Origin of the sequence: Pseudoteredinibacter isoporae, assembly GCF_040372805.1 — a bacterium.
Taxonomy (GTDB): Bacteria; Pseudomonadota; Gammaproteobacteria; order Pseudomonadales; family Cellvibrionaceae; genus Pseudoteredinibacter; species Pseudoteredinibacter isoporae_A.
This window is the reverse complement of record NZ_BAABWJ010000001.1, coordinates 629,515-645,369: the sequence shown is the minus strand read 5'-3', so window position 1 is coordinate 645,369 and position 15,855 is coordinate 629,515. Positions and strand designations below refer to the sequence as shown.

The window sequence follows — 15,855 nt, the reverse complement described above, 5'->3', positions numbered from 1 at the left end:
ATGCTAACCTCTAAAAACAAGGTCCGCTGCAACGGCAAGATTACTTGCCGCTGAATTTTTTCTTCAAGTCTTGCTCAATGATTGGGTGGACAAACTTGCTGACGTCCCCGCCAAGTGAGGCGATTTCTCGTACCAGAGATGAAGAAATATAAGAGAGATGTTCGGCCGGAGTGAGAAACAGGCTTTCCATGTCAGGCGATAAGGCACGATTCATATTCGCGAGTTGAAATTCGTACTCGAAATCGGAGACCGCGCGTAATCCACGCACAACAGCTTGAGCTTTCTTTTGTTTTACAAGATCTGCCAATAAAACATCGAAACCACAAATTTCCACATTGGGCAGATGCCCTAAAACTTGTTCGGCCTGGGCAACGCGCTCTTCCAGAGTGAACAGTGGATTTTTTTTGGTGCTGGCGGCAATGGCCAGGACAACACTGTCGAACAGATTGCAGGCTCGCTCGACCAGGTCGATATGACCATTGGTGATTGGGTCAAAAGTTCCAGGGTATACCACGCGCTTCATATTTAGTTTCCACGTCAGGTTTCACGATCGGGCGCAGATGGTAAACAATTTGTCGTCTCAGTACAAAACTTAATCGGTAAAATGCCCGTAAAAAAGTTAATTATTTGGTGACTAGCGCGCGATAAACAGCTGGTAACAAACCTGACCACTGTTTTTGCAGCGCCAATTGCGCCAGTTATTCGGTAACTTTGGCAAGTTATCCTTAGGACTTTCCACATAAATCAGGCTTTCAGGGTGCAGCCAGCCATTTTGTTCAAGCAATGCGGCCGAGGTTTCCCAGAGGTTGGCGGCAAAAGGTGGGTCCATAAACACGACGTCATAAGCGTGTTCGGGCTTGCCGGTTTGTAGGTTGTTGAGTGTGTCGCCCTGCACGACATTAGCCTGTTGCTCAGGCATTTGCTCGGCCATCGCCTGAAGGTGCGTGTTGAGTAGTGCACAGGCCGCGCGGTTATGTTCCCAAAGGTCGACTTGAGAGGCGCCTCTTGATAGCGCTTCCAGGGCCAAGGCTCCAGAGCCGGAAAACAGGTCCAGACAGCGTGCGCCGTGGATGTCTCCACTGAGCCAGTTGAACAGTGTTTCGCGGATCCGGTCCCCGGTTGGTCGCAGGCCTTCTGCGTTCGCAAACGTAAACTTTCGCCCTCGCCACTGGCCGCCAATGATGCGTAATTGTTGGGTGGAGTTTGCCTTTGTCATGCTTTGCCTCGTCCAATCGGGTGGCCATTGTAGCGATCTCGCATTGCTGTGTTAAGGCTGCGACAGCAGCGGCAGACAGTGCTAGAATGCGGCCCTTTCATGAAGACCGAAATTGGCCTTCCCTATCCCGATAAGCAATAGATTTCAAATACCATGGTTTTTGGTTTTTTTAAAAAATCCCCCAAGAGCGACGCCGAAAAAACAGCCGTTGAGCACGATGAGCAAACGCCTGTGCTGGATGCGCCTGAGGCCCCTGCTGAGCTTGAAGCTGATTCGAGCCCTGACCCTGAAGCGGAACAGGCGACCACTGCTGAAGCTCCGGCCGAGCCTGTGTCCAAGCAGGTCGATGAAGTAGAAGCTGTTGAAGAGACGCCTGATGAACGTGCCTCGGGTAGGGGTAACTCTGACGCCACTCAAGAAGTCTTTATGGCGCCCGAAGGGTACGGTGAGCCCGAAGAAGAGAAAAAAAGGGGCTTGTTCGCCCGCATGCGCGCAGGCTTGGCCAGGACTGGCGGGAATCTGAGTGAAGGCCTGGGCAATATTTTCATGGGGCTCAAGGAGATTGATGAAGATCTTCTGGAAGAGTTGGAAACCCAATTGCTGATGGCCGATGTGGGTATTGAAGCGACCGAAGAGATTATGGCTCGCTTGTCTGAGCAAGTGGCCCGTAAGGAGTTGGCCGATACCGAGGCGCTCTACAAGGCTTTGCAGACGGCACTCGCCGAGCTGCTCATGCCGGTTCAACAGCCTCTGATGATTGATACCCAGAAAGCACCTTTCGTCATTTTGGTGGTGGGTGTAAACGGCGTGGGGAAAACCACAACCATTGGCAAGCTGGCCAAGGGCTTTCAGAACCAGGGCAAGCAGGTCATGTTGGCGGCTGGTGACACCTTCCGAGCAGCGGCGGTCGAGCAGTTACAGGTTTGGGGTGAGAGAAACAATGTGCCAGTAGTGGCCCAGCACACGGGGGCTGATAGCGCCTCGGTGGTTTTTGATGCCCTTCAGTCCGCGAAATCGCGAAATGTGGATATTTTGATCGCCGACACTGCGGGGCGGCTTCACAATAAAGATAATTTGATGGATGAGCTCGCGAAGGTGAAGCGGGTAATGGCCAAGCTGGATGATTCTGCTCCCCATGAGGTATTGTTGGTACTGGATGCGGGAACGGGTCAAAACGCCATTAACCAGGCCCAGCAGTTCAGTGATTCTGCGGGCGTTAGCGGTCTGGCCTTAACCAAGCTGGATGGTACGGCGAAAGGTGGTGTGATCTTCGCTCTTGCCAAACAGTTAGGGTTGCCGGTTCGTTTCATAGGGGTGGGGGAAGGTATTGACGATCTCCAGCCGTTTGATGCCAAAAGCTTTGTGCGCGCCTTGTTTGATCAATCCCAGGCAGAATAAGACGATCAGAGAGAATAAGAACAAAAGGACCTCTACTCCAGGCCATGATCCAGTTTCTCAATGTCAGTAAGCGTTACCCGGGGGGATTTGATGCCCTCAGTAATCTGAGTTTAACAGTCGATGCCGGAGAGATGGTCTTTCTCACCGGTCATTCCGGGGCGGGCAAGTCGACGCTTCTGAAGTTGGTGATGCTGATGGAGCGTGCCACTCGCGGTCAGATGGTCGTTGGGGGGCAGAATCTTAATAAGATGCCGCGCCGCCAAATTCCGTTTTTACGCCGCCAGATTGGCGTAGTCTTCCAAAATCACCAGCTGCTGTTCGATCGCAGCGTATTTGACAATGTCGCCCTGCCCTTGCTGATTTCCGGTTTTGAGCCCAGGGATGTTGGTCGCCGCGTGCGAGCTGCTCTCGATAAGGTCGGGTTGCTGAGTAAAGAAAAACTCAACCCAATCGCCTTGTCGGGAGGTGAGCAGCAACGTGTGGGCATTGCTCGTGCGGTTGTCAACAAGCCTCCATTGCTGTTGGCGGATGAACCCACCGGTAACCTGGACCCCGAGCTCTCGGCCGAAATCATGAAGCTATTGCAGCAGTTCAATGATGTCGGGGTCACGGTGTTGATTGCCAGCCATGATCTGGCGCTTATTGAACGCATGGGTAAGCGCAAACTTACCTTAGAGGCTGGGCAATTAGTGGGTGACACCGCTGGAGTTTCCCCAACTTATCAAGGGGAGTTGTCATGAGTCAGCAAGCCCAGAAACCCTTGCCGGATGCGCTCAGCCGTGGCGCCAGTGTGAAGCAGCTGAGTCTGATCAACCTCTGGCGCTCCTATTGTCGCCATCATGTCAGCAGTGCCCGTGACAGCTTGCGCCGCTTGTTGGTGCAACCCTTATCCAGCTTAATGACCTGCCTGGTGATCGCGATTGCGTTGGCGCTGCCCCAGGTGTTGTCGGTAGCAGTCAGCAATATTGACCAGCTTGGTCAGGGTTGGCAGGGGCGTCCGAGTTTATCGGTGTATTTACACCAACAGGTGAAAGAGCCTGTGGCACAACGTTTGCTGGATACGCTTGAAAAGCGTGATTTGATTGTTGAAGGGCGTTTTATCAGCCCGGATCAAGCCCTTCAAGAGTTTGAAGCGCATTCGGGATTTGCGGATGTTCTTGGCAAGTTGGAGCGAAACCCCTTGCCGCCCTTACTTCAGCTGAGTTTGGCTGAAGAAGCGAGTTTGGAGCAGGTGCAGGTCTTGCAGAGTGATTTGCAGGCCCGGGGTGAGGTCGATCAAGTGGATGTGGATCTGCAGTGGTTGCAGCGTTTGCAGCAAATTCTGGCACTGGGCAAGACCCTTATCTGGCTGTTGGCGGGGTTGCTGGCATTGGGGGTTCTGTTGATCGTAGGCAACACTATTCGCTTGGCCATTGCCGCCCGTAAAGATGAAATTCTGGTGACTAAGACCTTGGGCGGCACCAACGCCTTTGTTCGCCGCCCTTTCCTTTATACCGGCTTCTGGTATGGCTTGTTGGGAGGTTTGCTGGCCTTGGTGCTTACGGAAATCTGTCTGTTCGCGTTGTCTGGCCCAGTGGCTAAGCTTGCTGGGTCTTATGGTAGCAGCTTCCGGCTGATTGGCTTGAATTGGTTCGATGCCGGCTTTCTTTTCCTGGTCAGCTCTGTGTTGGGATGGTTGGGCGCTGCGCTGGCCGTGGGGCGCCATTTGGCGTCGATTGAGCCCAAATAGGCAGTGTTGTAACGGTCGGAACGACAGGCTGGCCGGGGCTTTACAAGACTTTAAAGTCTTTTCCTCGAACCCGCGCTAGTATTAGCAGTCAAACCCGATAGCTGCTAGTATTAAGGGTCGAGTAACGGAGAATGTTTATGAGCACAGCTTTACAGCCTGTAGGTATGTTATCCCCCGGAGCCAATCTGGGTGCCTATATGCAGGCGGTAAATGGAATCAGCATCCTGTCAGCCGAGGAAGAAAAGAGCTTGGCTGAAGATCTGTATTACCACGAGAATCTGGATGCTGCCCGCCAATTGGTTATGGCGCATTTGCGTTTTGTGGTGCATATCGCCAAATCGTACTCCGGCTACGGCTTGTCTCAGGCCGATCTGATTCAGGAAGGCAATGTTGGTTTGATGAAAGCGGTGAAGCGCTTCAATCCTGAGCGCGGCGTTCGCCTGGTGTCCTTCGCGGTACACTGGATCAAAGCCGAGATGCACGAATTTATCCTGCGTAACTGGCGCATTGTTAAAGTGGCCACAACCAAGGCCCAACGTAAGTTATTTTTCAATCTGCGCAGCGCCAAAAAGCGTTTGGCCTGGTTGAATAATGAAGAGGCAGAAGCGGTTGCCAAAGATCTGAACGTCGATGTTAACCACGTTCGAGAAATGGAAGGTCGTTTGGCGGCAAGCGATATGGCCTTCGATGCCGGCGCTGATGATGACGATGAGGGGGCTTATCAGGCGCCCGCGAACTATTTGGAAGATCGCGCAGCTGACCCTGCCATGGCACTGGAACATCACGATACAGAGCAAAACAGTCTGGCCAGCCTGAGTGCGGCTCTGGAGCAGTTGGATGATCGCAGTCGCGATATTCTGCAGCAGCGTTGGTTAAGTGAAAATAAAGCTACATTGCATGAGTTGGCTGATCAATATGGTGTTTCTGCCGAGCGGATTCGTCAGCTTGAAAAGAACGCTATGAAGAAAATAAAGGCCAACATCGAAGCATAAAATATGCAATGTTGGTGAAGAAGCCGCCTAGTGCGGCTTTTTTTATGGCCGTTGAGGAGCTTGGAGTCGAGGATGATGTATCGCAATATTCTGGCCATTGCCGCGATTAATGGTTTGTTGGCTACGATACTGGGAGCTTATGGTGCCCACGGTTTGAAGGCTGAACTGAGCGATACCTTGTGGTCAGCGTACCGCACGGCTAATCAATATCATTTTTATCATACGCTTGCCCTATTGGCGTTGGCGGCCTTTGCCTCGGTGCGCCCGTGGCCCAAGTTGGCTTGGGTGGCCTGGGGTTGGCAGATCGGCATTGTGCTCTTTAGTGGCAGTATTTATGCCCTGGCGTTGGGCGCGCCAAGTTGGATGGGGCCGGTGACCCCACTTGGTGGTTTGACCCTGATGTGTGCCTGGGGTTTGTTGTTTCAACAGGCCCTTGCGAAAAAAGACGTTTAAGATTGAGTTATGCAAGAACCCATTTATAAACCTGAGTACAAAGATAAATCGATCCGCAGTTTTGTGATTCGTGCCGGCCGGATGACCGATGGCCAGCGTCGAGCTTTTGAGCAATGGTGGCCGAAATATGGTCTGAGTCTTTATTCTGGTGCTCAGGATTTCGATCAGGTCTTCGGGCGCAAGGCTCCCAGAGTGATGGAAGTTGGCTTTGGTATGGGGGACTCCCTGCTGGAAATGGCCAAGGCTGAACCTGAAAAAGATTTTATCGGTATTGAAGTCCATCCTCCTGGTGTGGGAAGACTGATTAATAATGCGGGGCTGGAGGGCGTTGAAAATCTGCGGGTATATATGGCGGATGCCAATGATGTGCTCGAAGATTGCATTGCGGATGCCAGTCTCGATCGCTTCCAGCTTTATTTCCCCGATCCTTGGCACAAGAAAAAGCACAATAAACGCCGCATTGTGAATTCAGGCTTTATTCAGAAGGTTTCAGACAAACTGTGTCACGCTGGTATCTGCCATATGGCGACCGATTGGGAGCCCTATGCCGAGCACATGATGGAAACCATGAGTGCAGCTGAACAGTTTGAGAACACCCAGGGCGATTATTTATTTTCTGAAAGACCCGATTTTCGCCCGGTGACCAAATTCGAACGCCGAGGCGATCGATTGGGTCACGGGGTTTGGGATCTCCTCTTCCGCAAGCGCTAAGCTCCTGTACCGCTCCTTGACGCCTAAAACGTGATGTGTGTCACGTTATTGGGAATGTTGCGAAAAATACGCTAGAATGCCGCCCATTCAGCAGCAGGATGCTGTTTGGTGCATTCTTTTGCGTATCTTAAGACCGGGAAGCTTTATGATTCGACAGTCACATACCGTCTTTAAGCTCACGCTTATTGCACTCTTATCCTTGGGCCTTATGGCCTGTCAATCCGCTTATTACTCTGCGATGGAATCAGTTGGTCAGCACAAGCGTGACATTCTTTCCAGTCGTATTGAAGGCGTGCGCGATGCGCAAGTGGATGCCAAAGAACAATTTCGCGACGCACTTGATCGTTTCAGTCAAGAGCTGGGTTACAGCGGTGGTGAGCTGCAAAGCGTTTATGAAAACCTTCGCGATGCTTACGAAGACAGTAAAAAAGAAGCGGACAATGTCACGGCGCGAATCGATAAGGTTGAGGATGTGGCAGAAGCCTTGTTCGCCGAATGGGAAGATGAGCTGGAACAGTATTCCAGTGCAAGCTTGCGTCGTGATAGCCAGACAAAATTGCGACAGACCCGCAGTCAATACAAGCGCATGCTGACAACCATGCGCAGTGCAGAGTCAAAAATGGCACCGGTGTTGACCACCTTTAATGATCAGGTTTTGTACCTCAAGCACAACTTGAACGCTCGTGCCATCAGCTCACTGAAAGCTGAGTTCGGTGATTTGCGTCGTGACATAAATACTTTGATTGCGCGTATGGAAGATTCCATCGCGGAGTCAGAAAAGTTTGTAGAAAGTTTGAAGTAGGGATTTTAATTCAATAATAGGAGTTCATTTAATGAAAAACTTCCAACAACACGCTCTTATGGTAGCTCTGGGTGTTGCTGCCAGCGTGACTTCCGTGACGGCTTTGGCCGACGGTCATCATAGCGCTAGTAATCACAAATACGAAGCTTACCTTGGGGCTGCTCGTCAGTTCATCGATGGCAAGCGTGGTATTGATAACGACACGGGTGTCGTTGTAGGCCTGGGTTACGTACTGGATGAAAACTGGACCATCGAAGGTGTGTTCAACGGTTTTCAGGCCGACACCGAAGTAGGTGCAATTGACGTTGATGGCCGCCACTATCGCTTGGACGCTGTTTATAATCTGGCTCGCAATGGTGCTTGGCAACCATTCCTGGTTGGTGGTGCAGGTGATCAGGGTTTTGATGTCGACGGTGGTAAAAACAATCGTGAAACCGCATTGAACTTTGGCGGTGGAGCCAAGTATTTCCTGTCAGATGAGTGGGCTTTGCGTGGCGACTTGCGTGCAATTCACTCTCTGGATGAAGAGGCGACTGACTATGCGCTTGGTCTTGGTGTAGCTTATTTGATGGGCGCAAAATCAGCGCCTCAGAAGCTGGACAGCGATGGCGATACAGTCGAAGACAGTCTGGACCAGTGCCCAAATACACCAGCGGGTGTTGCAGTAGATGGTAAAGGTTGTGCGCTTGACAGTGACCGTGATGGCGTTTTCGACTACGGTGATCTGTGTCCAAATACCCCAATGGGTACCAAGGTCGATAAAGATGGTTGTCCAGAGAAAATCGCGAAAACCGTTTCTATTGAGCTGCAAGTTAACTTCGACACAGACAGCTCCAAGGTGAAAACTCAATACATGTCTGAGTTGAAAGATGTCGCTGAGTTTATGAAGCAGTACAACAAAACCAATGTTGAGTTGGCTGGCCACACTGATTCACGTGGTACCGATGCGTATAATCAGGCTTTGTCCAAGCGCCGTGCTGATGCCGTTGCTAAAGTTCTGGTAGAAACCTTTGATGTTGAAGCAGGCCGTGTAACCTCGAACGGTTATGGTGAGTCTCGTCCTGTAGCGGATAACAACACTGATGAAGGTCGTGCTGCTAACCGTCGCGTAGTTGCAGAAATCAGTACTGAAACGGTTGAATAATTTCAGCGCTGTTTAGCATTAAAAAACCCGGGCTTGCCCGGGTTTTTTAATGGGCGAAACGTGCATTATCTTCTCGAGGGAGCGAGTGATAATATGTGCGCCACTTTACTGTAGCGAATTCATTTCAGGGGATTTAACTAATGTCGAAAAAAGTCGCTGTTGTGCTGGCAGGTTGCGGAGTATTTGATGGTGCGGAAATTCATGAGTCAGTGCTGACATTGTTGCGCCTGGATCAGTTAGGGGCTGATGTCACTTGTTTGGCTCCGAATGTGGAACAAATGCACGTAGTCAACCATCTAAGCGGAGAGGTAGTGGACGGCGTGACACGCAATGTATTAGTGGAGGCGGCCAGAATTGCACGCGGCGAAATCCGCGATATAGCGACTGCAAGTGCTGAAGAGTTTGACGCCGTGATCGTTCCTGGCGGTTTTGGTGCGGCAAAGAATTTATGTACTTTTGCGGTTGACGGTCCAGAGATGACGGTTAATGCTGAGTTTTCTGCGTTTATGCAAGCTGCCAAATCTGCGGGTAAAACGATTGGCTTAATGTGCATTGCGCCGGCGATGTCAGCAAAGCTCTTGGGCGAGGGTGTCACCTGCACCATTGGTTGTGATGCCGAGACCGCTGTTGCGGTTGAAGCCACGGGTGCGCGCCATGAAAACTGCACCGTAGGCAATATTGTTTATGATGAAACCAACAAATTGGTGAGTACGCCTGCGTATATGCTAGCTGATGGTATTGCCGAGGCTGCAACGGGGATCAATGCGCTCGTCGAAAAGGTCATTGAAATTTGCTAACACGAGGGGCTGGAAAGCCCTATCGCCATACTTGGGACAAGAGGGTGTAAACATGCAAAGACAACGTTATCGTTGGAATTCGGTGCCGGGATTTTTTGTGCTCTTGCTGTTGAGTGCGCTCTCAGCCTGCAGTCATTTGCCCAATGTGGTTGAAGAACCGCGATTGCGGGTTTTGGATATCCAAATGTTGCCGGGAGACAATTTGTCTCCGAGCTTTAATATCAAACTTAAGGTCGACAATCCAAATCGATTCGATATTGATGTGGTGGGGGCTTCTTACAGTGTGAGTTTACAAGGCTTTGAGGTGATTCACGGTGTGGCCAACGATATTCCGACCATCGCGGCTTATGACAGTCAGGAGTTCACGGTTAACGCCCAGGCCAGCGTGGTCCAAGGCGTAAGATTGCTAAACAAATTGATGCAAAGTCAGCAGCAGGATTTGGACTATCGTATGAGTTTAAAGCTTGATACAGGAAGTCTGTTTTCGGCGATTCGAATTGAAGATGAAGGCAAAATAAGCCTAAGCGATGTGCGTTAACATTCGCCGTCGACAACTGTAAACGTACAATCGGGGAAACCAAAAGAGTCATAAATGACATAGCAACCCTGGCCGCTGGGGGCTGAGCCTGGAATATCAAAGCCAATGAAGGTGTATCGGTTATTGACTCTGGACTGCATGTTGCCGGTAAGGTTAATGTAATCAACCATGGTTAAGCGGCTGCCCAATTCGGCTCGGCTTTCCGGGCACAGATTTCTCCAATCCAATTCGGAACTGCCTCCGCCTACCTGAATAACATATTGTGATTGCCCGCCCCCAGGATTGCTGCTGCTTACCTTGAGACCATTCGCGGCCGCCATGGCTTTTGTCATTCTGGCGGTTGAACGCATGGTTTCCTCAATGCCTTCGAGCGCCGCGATTTTGGCAGCGCGAGATAAATCGGAGAATTTGGGTGCGGAGACGGCAGCCAAAATTCCGAGAATAACGATAACAGCGACTAACTCGATCAGCGTGAAACCGGCATTGTGAACGCGCTTAGGCATGAGGAAACTCAGATTCAATGTCTCATCAATTATAGACGATATAACCGAAATTGCGTTTTTGCCGATCAGTGGTCATGTTTTAAAATAAGCGGATAGAGCGACCGCAGCTGATACGATTTTTTGATCGTCGTGTGTGTCACCGCGCCTATTCGGCCGCGTAACCGGGAAAACAGAATGAAGATGACTGCGTCAGAATTGCAAACTTTGGTTGAGCTAACAGGCTTATCCTGCTCCGCGCGAGAACAGATATTTGAAGAAGCGCGCTACGCCTGTTTTCGTAAGGAGGGAATGAACCGGCAATGGTTGATATTTAATTGGGTGCTCACCTTGGTCTTGTTAGTAGTATCCGGTTCTATCTTGACGATGTTGCTAGGGCTTGGTTTGACACGATCGCTTTTGGTTTTTTTCCCTGTGCTGCTGTCCATTGTGATGTTCTTTATCCAGAAGGCCAGGCATCAAAGATACTTGGCGATGGTTCGTCCCTTTCTTGCGAGAGCGTTGCGGAATCACAACGCGTTGGTAGAACACTGACTCGGTCCGAGAGCAAAGGGCGAATATAGGCGGCGGTTGGTCGTTTAGTGGCTTAGGGTTTCCAGCTCTTCATTGAATTCCAGCCACTGCTCTTCCAGCTCTTCCAGTTTTTTACGAAGCTCTCCCTGTTCGAGTAGCAGGGTGCTAAGTTGCTTGCTGTCGCCCTCGTATAGTGCGCTGTCACCAAGCTTTTCTTCGACGCGGGTGAGTTGTTCTTGTGCTGACGCCATCTCTCGATCGATCTTTTTGATCTTATTACGCAGCGGTTGCAGTTTTTGCCTCAGTGCTGCCGCAGACTGGCGTTGTTCTTTTTTATCTGTTTTTACTGGTTTGCCTGCTAGCTCCGCCGGCTCTTCCTGTCTGGGGGCCTGCTGGGACAGCCAATGTTGATAGTCTTCCAGTGTGCCATTGAATTCCTCGGCACGTTGGCTATCGACAAGAATAAACTGCTCAACGGTGTTTTTCAGAAGGTGTCGATCGTGTGAGACCAGAATAATGGCGCCTTCATAAGCTTGGAGCGCAACCGTCAGGGCGTGGCGCATTTCCAGATCGAGGTGGTTGGTTGGCTCGTCCAGGAGGAGTACATTGGGTTTTTGCCAGGCAATAATGGCCAAGGCCAGGCGAGCTTTTTCGCCGCCAGAAAAATGCTCGATGATTTCAAAGGCACGATCCCCGTGGAATCCAAAGCCACCCAGAAAATTGCGTACTTCCTGCTCACTGCTACTCGGGCTCAAGCGTTGAATATGCAATGCAGCAGATGCCTGCATGTCCAGCGCTTCCAGTTGATGCTGAGCAAAGTAGCCAATGGCTAAATGTTCGGATTGGCTGATCTCTCCCGAGCGGATACTCAGATTTCCGGCCAGAGCTTTCATCAGTGTTGATTTGCCCGCGCCATTGTGTCCGAGTAAACCAATGCGGCTACTGGGTAAAACGGCGAGATTAATTTTATCGACGATCACTTGCTCGCCGTAACCGAGTTGTACTTGCTGCAGATTCATCAAGGTCTGTGGCAGCTTGTCCGCAACCGGAATCTGGAAGTTAAAGGGGGAGTCAATGTGGGCCGGGGCAATGGCTTCCATACGCTCCAGTTCTTTTAATCGGCTTTGTGCCTGTTTGGCTTTGGTTGCCTTGGCGCGAAAGCGGCGTACAAAGTTTTCAATTTCAGCGATACGGGTTTGTTGTTTTTCAAAAGCCGCTTGCTGTTGTGCGAGACGTTCGGCTTTTTGCTTTTCGTAGCTGCTGTAATTACCGTTGTACAACTCCAGTTTTTGATTATGCAGATTGACGGTGTACTGGATAACATTGTCCAGGAAATCCCGATCGTGAGAAATAATCAACAGCGTGCCAGGGTATTGCTGGAGCCATTGTTCAAGCCAAACAGTTGCGTCAAGATCCAGGTGGTTGGTCGGCTCATCCAGCAGGAGGAAATCAGACGGACACATCAGGGCCTGGGCGAGATTGAGGCGAATGCGCCAGCCACCGGAAAATTCGTGTACCTGCTTTTGCGTGTCAGCCTGACTGAATCCCAGGCCGTTCAGTAAGCCCTGGGCTCTCGACTCAGCGGTGTAGCCTTCCAGTTGTTCGATTTCACCATAGAGCTTGGCCAGGGTTTCTCCGCAGGCATCCTGACCTTTGGCATTTTCCTGTTCCAACCGTGTTTCCAGTTCGCGCAGAGCCTGGTCCCCATCGATAACGTAATCGAGGGCGCGTCGTTCACTATGACTGACTTCTTGAGCCATATGGGCCAGTCGCCAATTGCTGGGAAGGCGGTACTCGCCCGTGTCAGCTTGCAGTTGGCCCAGAAGTAATTTGAACAGGCTGGACTTGCCACTGCCGTTCGCCCCAATCAAGCCTATTTTTTGACCCGGATGTATGCGCAGTGCACAGTGGTCTAGCAGAAGCTTGTGGCCGCGCTGTAAACTTAAATCTTGTATCTCAATCATGGTCGCTATTGTACTGGTGCGAAGAGTAAATGACAGAGCACAACGAGAATTTGTTTTGGCTATTTAGCCTGGATTTCTATGGTGAAGAAGAGGTTGCTGAAACCCTGCTGACGATGCAGGATGAATATGGCTGCCAGGTAAATATGATTTTGTGGTGTCTGTGGTTGGGCCAGCAGTCGCATTGTCTTGGTGAGCAGGAGATGAAACTGGCCCTTGAGCCTATCGTGGCACACCAGGTTCGGTATTTGTTGCCGATGCGAGATCTGCGTCGACAACTTAAATGTCATCCTGAGGTAGAGTTGTACCAACAGGCCAAGGCACTGGAATTGGCTATGGAGCGTTGGGAGCAGGACAGGCTTTATGCTTTGTCCCATGAACTGGGTGTCGGGCGATCCGATGATGGCCGCAGGGCGGCCGAAGCTAATGTTCATCTTTATATGACATGTTTGCATCAGGATGGGGCGACAAGAACCGGGAGCGAAGCTAAACTTGATGCCCTAATAAAGAGGCTGCTTGAGCAGTTGTTCCGCGGTTGAAATGCCAGCCGCCCGCGATATCGGAGAGTTTATGCGCCTGTTTCTTACCTTACTGATTCTCTTATTGGTGGTTGCTTTGGCGGCTCCCTATGTCTTGAAAAGGCCGGATGGGCAACCTTGGATGGACGCCTCGGAACTGTCGCCAGATATTCAGGTCAATGGTAGTTACGAAAAAGCCAAGCTGGAGCTGTATCGCTGGTGGCATGGTTTGCGGAGGGATCTGTTTGCGGACAGGCAATCCGGCAAAACCCGGGCCTATCGCTGGCAGGACAGTGAGGGGAATTGGCATTTATCCGATACGCCGAATCCCGCTGGTAACTCTGAGGAGCTTTGGGTTGATCCAAATGTGAATCTGATGCCAGCCACGCTGCTGCCGGTAGAAGAGGAGAAAAACACTACTCAAGGGGAGCCAAGTTCTGTACCCTTGCCGATGACTGTAAGTCCCGGGCAGGCCCAACAATTGATGCAGGACGCCCAGAAAATTCAGGGGCTGGTGGACAAGCGCTATGAGCAACTCGATGCTGATGCGCAAAAGTAATTAGACATAAGTAAACGGGGCGCGGCCCCATCATGGACTATTAGGAAGCAATAATGAAAAAATTCGCGATTGCCGGTGTTGCGGCTGCCGTCATGTTCGTTGCTGGTTGTAATGAACAGGCCAAAGAAGCAGCAGAACCCGAGTTGGTGTTGGACACCATGGAAAAGAAAATCAGCTATATTCTGGGTTACGATGTAGCGGGTCGTTTCAAAGAAGATGAAATGAGTCTGGATGCAGCGGCGATTGCGGCCGCTGTAAAAGACATTGCTGCGGGTAAAGAGTCCCGTCTGACGCCAGAAGAAATGCAATCGGTGATGACTCAGTACCAGGAAAAGCAAATGGCCAAGCAGCAGGAAGCCATTGAAAAAGCCCGTCAGGAAAGCGAAAAAGTAGGCCAGGAAAATCAAGCCAACGGTGAGGCCTTTCTGGCTGAAAACGGTAAAAAAGAAGGTGTAACTACCACGGCTAGCGGCTTACAGTATGAGGTGATTACCGAAGGTAGCGGCGCAAAACCAACGGTTGATGATACGGTGCAAGTACATTATGTAGGCACATTGATTGACGGTACTGAGTTCGATAGCTCCGTTGCTCGCGGCGAGCCTGCAACCTTTAAGGTGACCCAGGTCATTCCTGGTTGGACTGAAGTTCTGCAGTTGATGCCTGAAGGGTCAAAGTGGAAAGTGTACATTCCGGCTAACCTGGCCTATGGCCCAGGTGGTACGGGCGGTGTGATTGGTCCGAATGCGACTTTGGTCTTTGAAGTAGAGTTGCTGAAGGTGAATCCTTAAGTGCACGATTGAGATATTAATGTCTCAATGAAAAGCCGCCGTTTTTACGGCGGCTTTTTTGTTTGCGCGATGTCACTTCTGCAACAAGCCCTCGATATTTTCATGAAAGTAGCGCAAGCCCTGTTCAAATCGGCCGTGCAGGAATTCTTCGCAGGCTCCTGAATGAAGGCCGCTCTGCACATCCAGCGCCATGCTGAAATCCTCCTCCAGTGCTCGATACAAGATTTCATTGTTTTTCCGAAAGTACGCCGTCCCTTTTTCGCTGGGTGCTTCAGGCAAAAGTGTGAAATTGATCAGTTGGGTGTGGCCAATACCGTCAGGATACACAATGGAGACATTTATGTGGTCAGGTTCGATCAGCAGCAAGGTGTTTGGGAACAGCAAGTAAAGAAAATTACCGTGTTCTCGGATATGCCATTCCGACTCGTCTTTTTCACGCAGACTTCTGATGGATTTCTTGGGGTACAGATTACGCTGTTGCAAACCAAACTGTTTATAACTGCCGACGGTATCCAGAAACATAAAATCGATGGTTTCTTTATGGGTTTTGCGCACGTGGTAGTTTTCCATAAAGGTATCCACCGCCAGCTTCCAATTGATGGGGCGGTGGAAATCTTTCGGATCAAAGACCACGTGCTCGTCCATCTGATAGCCTTCCAGATCGCTAATAATGGTGTCACCCAGCAGTTGCTCCAGTGTGTTTTCGAAACCACTGTTCCGATCGTCCGCGGTTATTGGGCTTAGGCGTAGCCAGATAAACCCAAAGCGTTCACTAAGTGGGAGTTCAGTTAAGCTTTTACAGCGATCGGGCATATCGCTGAAGCCATCCCGATGCGGTACCCCACGCAATTGGCCATTGGTTTCATAGGTCCAGGCGTGATACTGGCAGACCAGCGAACGAAGGCCTTGGCCGCTGCTTTCGCGTACCAACCGGCCGCCCCGGTGCTTACAGACATTAATAAAGGCTTTCAGGCTGCCGTCTTTCTGCCGCAGAACAAGGACAGGTACCTGGCAGATATCTCGGGTGAAGTAGTCACCAGGTTCGGGGATCTGGCTGCAGTGCCCAACGATAATGGGCATCTCTTTGAACAGCTGAAGTTCCTGCTCGAATTGATCGTTTCGGGTGTAGCCGTCAACCGCGATGCTTGAGCAGTGGCTTTGCATATCGGTACTCTTGTCGGCTTCGTAGCTGAGAATCTCTTTGATCAGATTAATTTCGGCTTGTCTTTCCATTGT

The 15,855-nt window shown here is 50.8% G+C and carries 19 protein-coding genes; 14 read left to right on the top strand and 5 right to left on the bottom strand.

Annotated elements, in window-relative coordinates; all coding sequences use genetic code 11:
• Positions 1–40 precede the first annotated feature (40 nt).
• Positions 41–523, bottom strand: coding sequence for a pantetheine-phosphate adenylyltransferase (gene coaD, locus ABWW03_RS02965; protein ID WP_353406265.1), 483 nt, complete (start codon positions 521–523; stop codon positions 41–43).
• Between the two features lie 111 nt (positions 524–634).
• Positions 635–1,216 carry a 16S rRNA (guanine(966)-N(2))-methyltransferase RsmD gene (rsmD, locus tag ABWW03_RS02960; RefSeq protein WP_353406264.1) on the bottom strand — a complete coding sequence of 194 codons (582 nt, stop codon included), beginning with the start codon at positions 1,214–1,216 and terminating at the stop codon, positions 635–637.
• 426 nt (positions 1,217–1,642) lie between these two features.
• Here rsmD and ftsY point away from each other — a divergent pair, with 426 nt between their 5' ends.
• The 10 genes from ftsY (at position 1,643) to ABWW03_RS02910 (ending at position 9,780) form a co-directional block, all read left to right on the top strand.
• Positions 1,643–2,614 carry a signal recognition particle-docking protein FtsY gene (gene ftsY / locus ABWW03_RS02955; protein WP_353407115.1) on the top strand — a complete coding sequence of 324 codons (972 nt, stop codon included), beginning with the start codon at positions 1,643–1,645 and terminating at the stop codon, positions 2,612–2,614.
• Between the two features lie 44 nt (positions 2,615–2,658).
• Entirely contained in the window at positions 2,659–3,354 is a 696-nt protein-coding gene (ftsE, locus tag ABWW03_RS02950) for a cell division ATP-binding protein FtsE (RefSeq protein ID WP_353406263.1), read from the top strand.
• A complete protein-coding gene (gene ftsX / locus ABWW03_RS02945) occupies positions 3,351–4,343 on the top strand; it encodes a permease-like cell division protein FtsX (RefSeq protein WP_353406262.1) in 993 nt (330 codons plus the stop codon). Before ftsE ends, ftsX begins: the two co-directional genes overlap by 4 nt.
• Positions 4,344–4,480: 137 nt before the next feature.
• Positions 4,481–5,335, top strand: coding sequence for an RNA polymerase sigma factor RpoH (gene rpoH / locus ABWW03_RS02940; RefSeq protein WP_353406261.1), 855 nt, complete (start codon positions 4,481–4,483; stop codon positions 5,333–5,335).
• Positions 5,336–5,407: 72 nt separating this feature from the next.
• Complete coding sequence (locus ABWW03_RS02935; RefSeq protein ID WP_353406260.1) at positions 5,408–5,788, top strand: DUF423 domain-containing protein; 381 nt, start codon at positions 5,408–5,410, stop codon at positions 5,786–5,788.
• A 9-nt stretch (positions 5,789–5,797) separates the two neighbouring features.
• Positions 5,798–6,499, top strand: coding sequence for a tRNA (guanosine(46)-N7)-methyltransferase TrmB (gene trmB / locus ABWW03_RS02930; RefSeq protein ID WP_353406258.1), 702 nt, complete (start codon positions 5,798–5,800; stop codon positions 6,497–6,499).
• Between the two features lie 145 nt (positions 6,500–6,644).
• Positions 6,645–7,301 (top strand): DUF2959 domain-containing protein, encoded by a 657-nt coding sequence (locus tag ABWW03_RS02925; RefSeq protein ID WP_353406257.1) that lies wholly within the window; start codon positions 6,645–6,647, stop codon positions 7,299–7,301.
• A 31-nt stretch (positions 7,302–7,332) separates the two neighbouring features.
• Positions 7,333–8,445 carry an OmpA family protein gene (locus tag ABWW03_RS02920; RefSeq protein ID WP_353406256.1) on the top strand — a complete coding sequence of 371 codons (1,113 nt, stop codon included), beginning with the start codon at positions 7,333–7,335 and terminating at the stop codon, positions 8,443–8,445.
• Between the two features lie 140 nt (positions 8,446–8,585).
• Entirely contained in the window at positions 8,586–9,242 is a 657-nt protein-coding gene (elbB, locus tag ABWW03_RS02915; RefSeq protein WP_353406255.1) for an isoprenoid biosynthesis glyoxalase ElbB, read from the top strand.
• A gap of 52 nt (positions 9,243–9,294) precedes the next feature.
• A complete protein-coding gene (locus ABWW03_RS02910) occupies positions 9,295–9,780 on the top strand; it encodes an LEA type 2 family protein (protein ID WP_353406254.1) in 486 nt (161 codons plus the stop codon).
• On the opposite strand, the gene ABWW03_RS02905 is transcribed toward ABWW03_RS02910, so the two are convergent.
• A complete protein-coding gene (locus tag ABWW03_RS02905; protein ID WP_353406252.1) occupies positions 9,777–10,283 on the bottom strand; it encodes a prepilin-type N-terminal cleavage/methylation domain-containing protein in 507 nt (168 codons plus the stop codon). The genes ABWW03_RS02910 and ABWW03_RS02905 overlap by 4 nt on opposite strands.
• A gap of 174 nt (positions 10,284–10,457) precedes the next feature.
• Between ABWW03_RS02905 and ABWW03_RS02900 the strand changes: the two genes are divergently transcribed.
• Positions 10,458–10,814: a hypothetical protein gene (locus ABWW03_RS02900; RefSeq protein WP_353406251.1), complete on the top strand. Its 357-nt coding sequence runs from the start codon at positions 10,458–10,460 to the stop codon at positions 10,812–10,814.
• 44 nt (positions 10,815–10,858) lie between these two features.
• Here ABWW03_RS02900 and ABWW03_RS02895 read toward each other — a convergent pair whose 3' ends face one another.
• Entirely contained in the window at positions 10,859–12,757 is a 1,899-nt protein-coding gene (locus tag ABWW03_RS02895; RefSeq protein WP_353406250.1) for an ABC-F family ATP-binding cassette domain-containing protein, read from the bottom strand.
• A gap of 29 nt (positions 12,758–12,786) precedes the next feature.
• On the opposite strand from ABWW03_RS02895, the gene ABWW03_RS02890 reads away from it, so the two are divergent.
• Genes ABWW03_RS02890 through ABWW03_RS02880 form a run of 3 tightly spaced genes read left to right on the top strand, consistent with a single transcriptional unit; the run spans position 12,787 to position 14,619 of the window.
• Positions 12,787–13,293 carry a TIGR02444 family protein gene (locus tag ABWW03_RS02890; protein ID WP_353406249.1) on the top strand — a complete coding sequence of 169 codons (507 nt, stop codon included), beginning with the start codon at positions 12,787–12,789 and terminating at the stop codon, positions 13,291–13,293.
• A complete protein-coding gene (locus ABWW03_RS02885; RefSeq protein WP_353406248.1) occupies positions 13,271–13,831 on the top strand; it encodes a hypothetical protein in 561 nt (186 codons plus the stop codon). The genes ABWW03_RS02890 and ABWW03_RS02885 overlap by 23 nt, the downstream gene beginning before the upstream one ends.
• 53 nt (positions 13,832–13,884) lie before the next feature.
• The gene (locus ABWW03_RS02880) at positions 13,885–14,619 is read left to right on the top strand and encodes an FKBP-type peptidyl-prolyl cis-trans isomerase (protein ID WP_353406247.1); all 735 of its coding nucleotides are present in this window, start codon (positions 13,885–13,887) and stop codon (positions 14,617–14,619) included.
• Positions 14,620–14,691: 72 nt separating this feature from the next.
• On the opposite strand, the gene ABWW03_RS02875 is transcribed toward ABWW03_RS02880, so the two are convergent.
• Positions 14,692–15,852, bottom strand: coding sequence for an aromatic ring-hydroxylating oxygenase subunit alpha (locus ABWW03_RS02875; RefSeq protein ID WP_353406246.1), 1,161 nt, complete (start codon positions 15,850–15,852; stop codon positions 14,692–14,694).
• Positions 15,853–15,855: the final 3 nt, after the last annotated feature.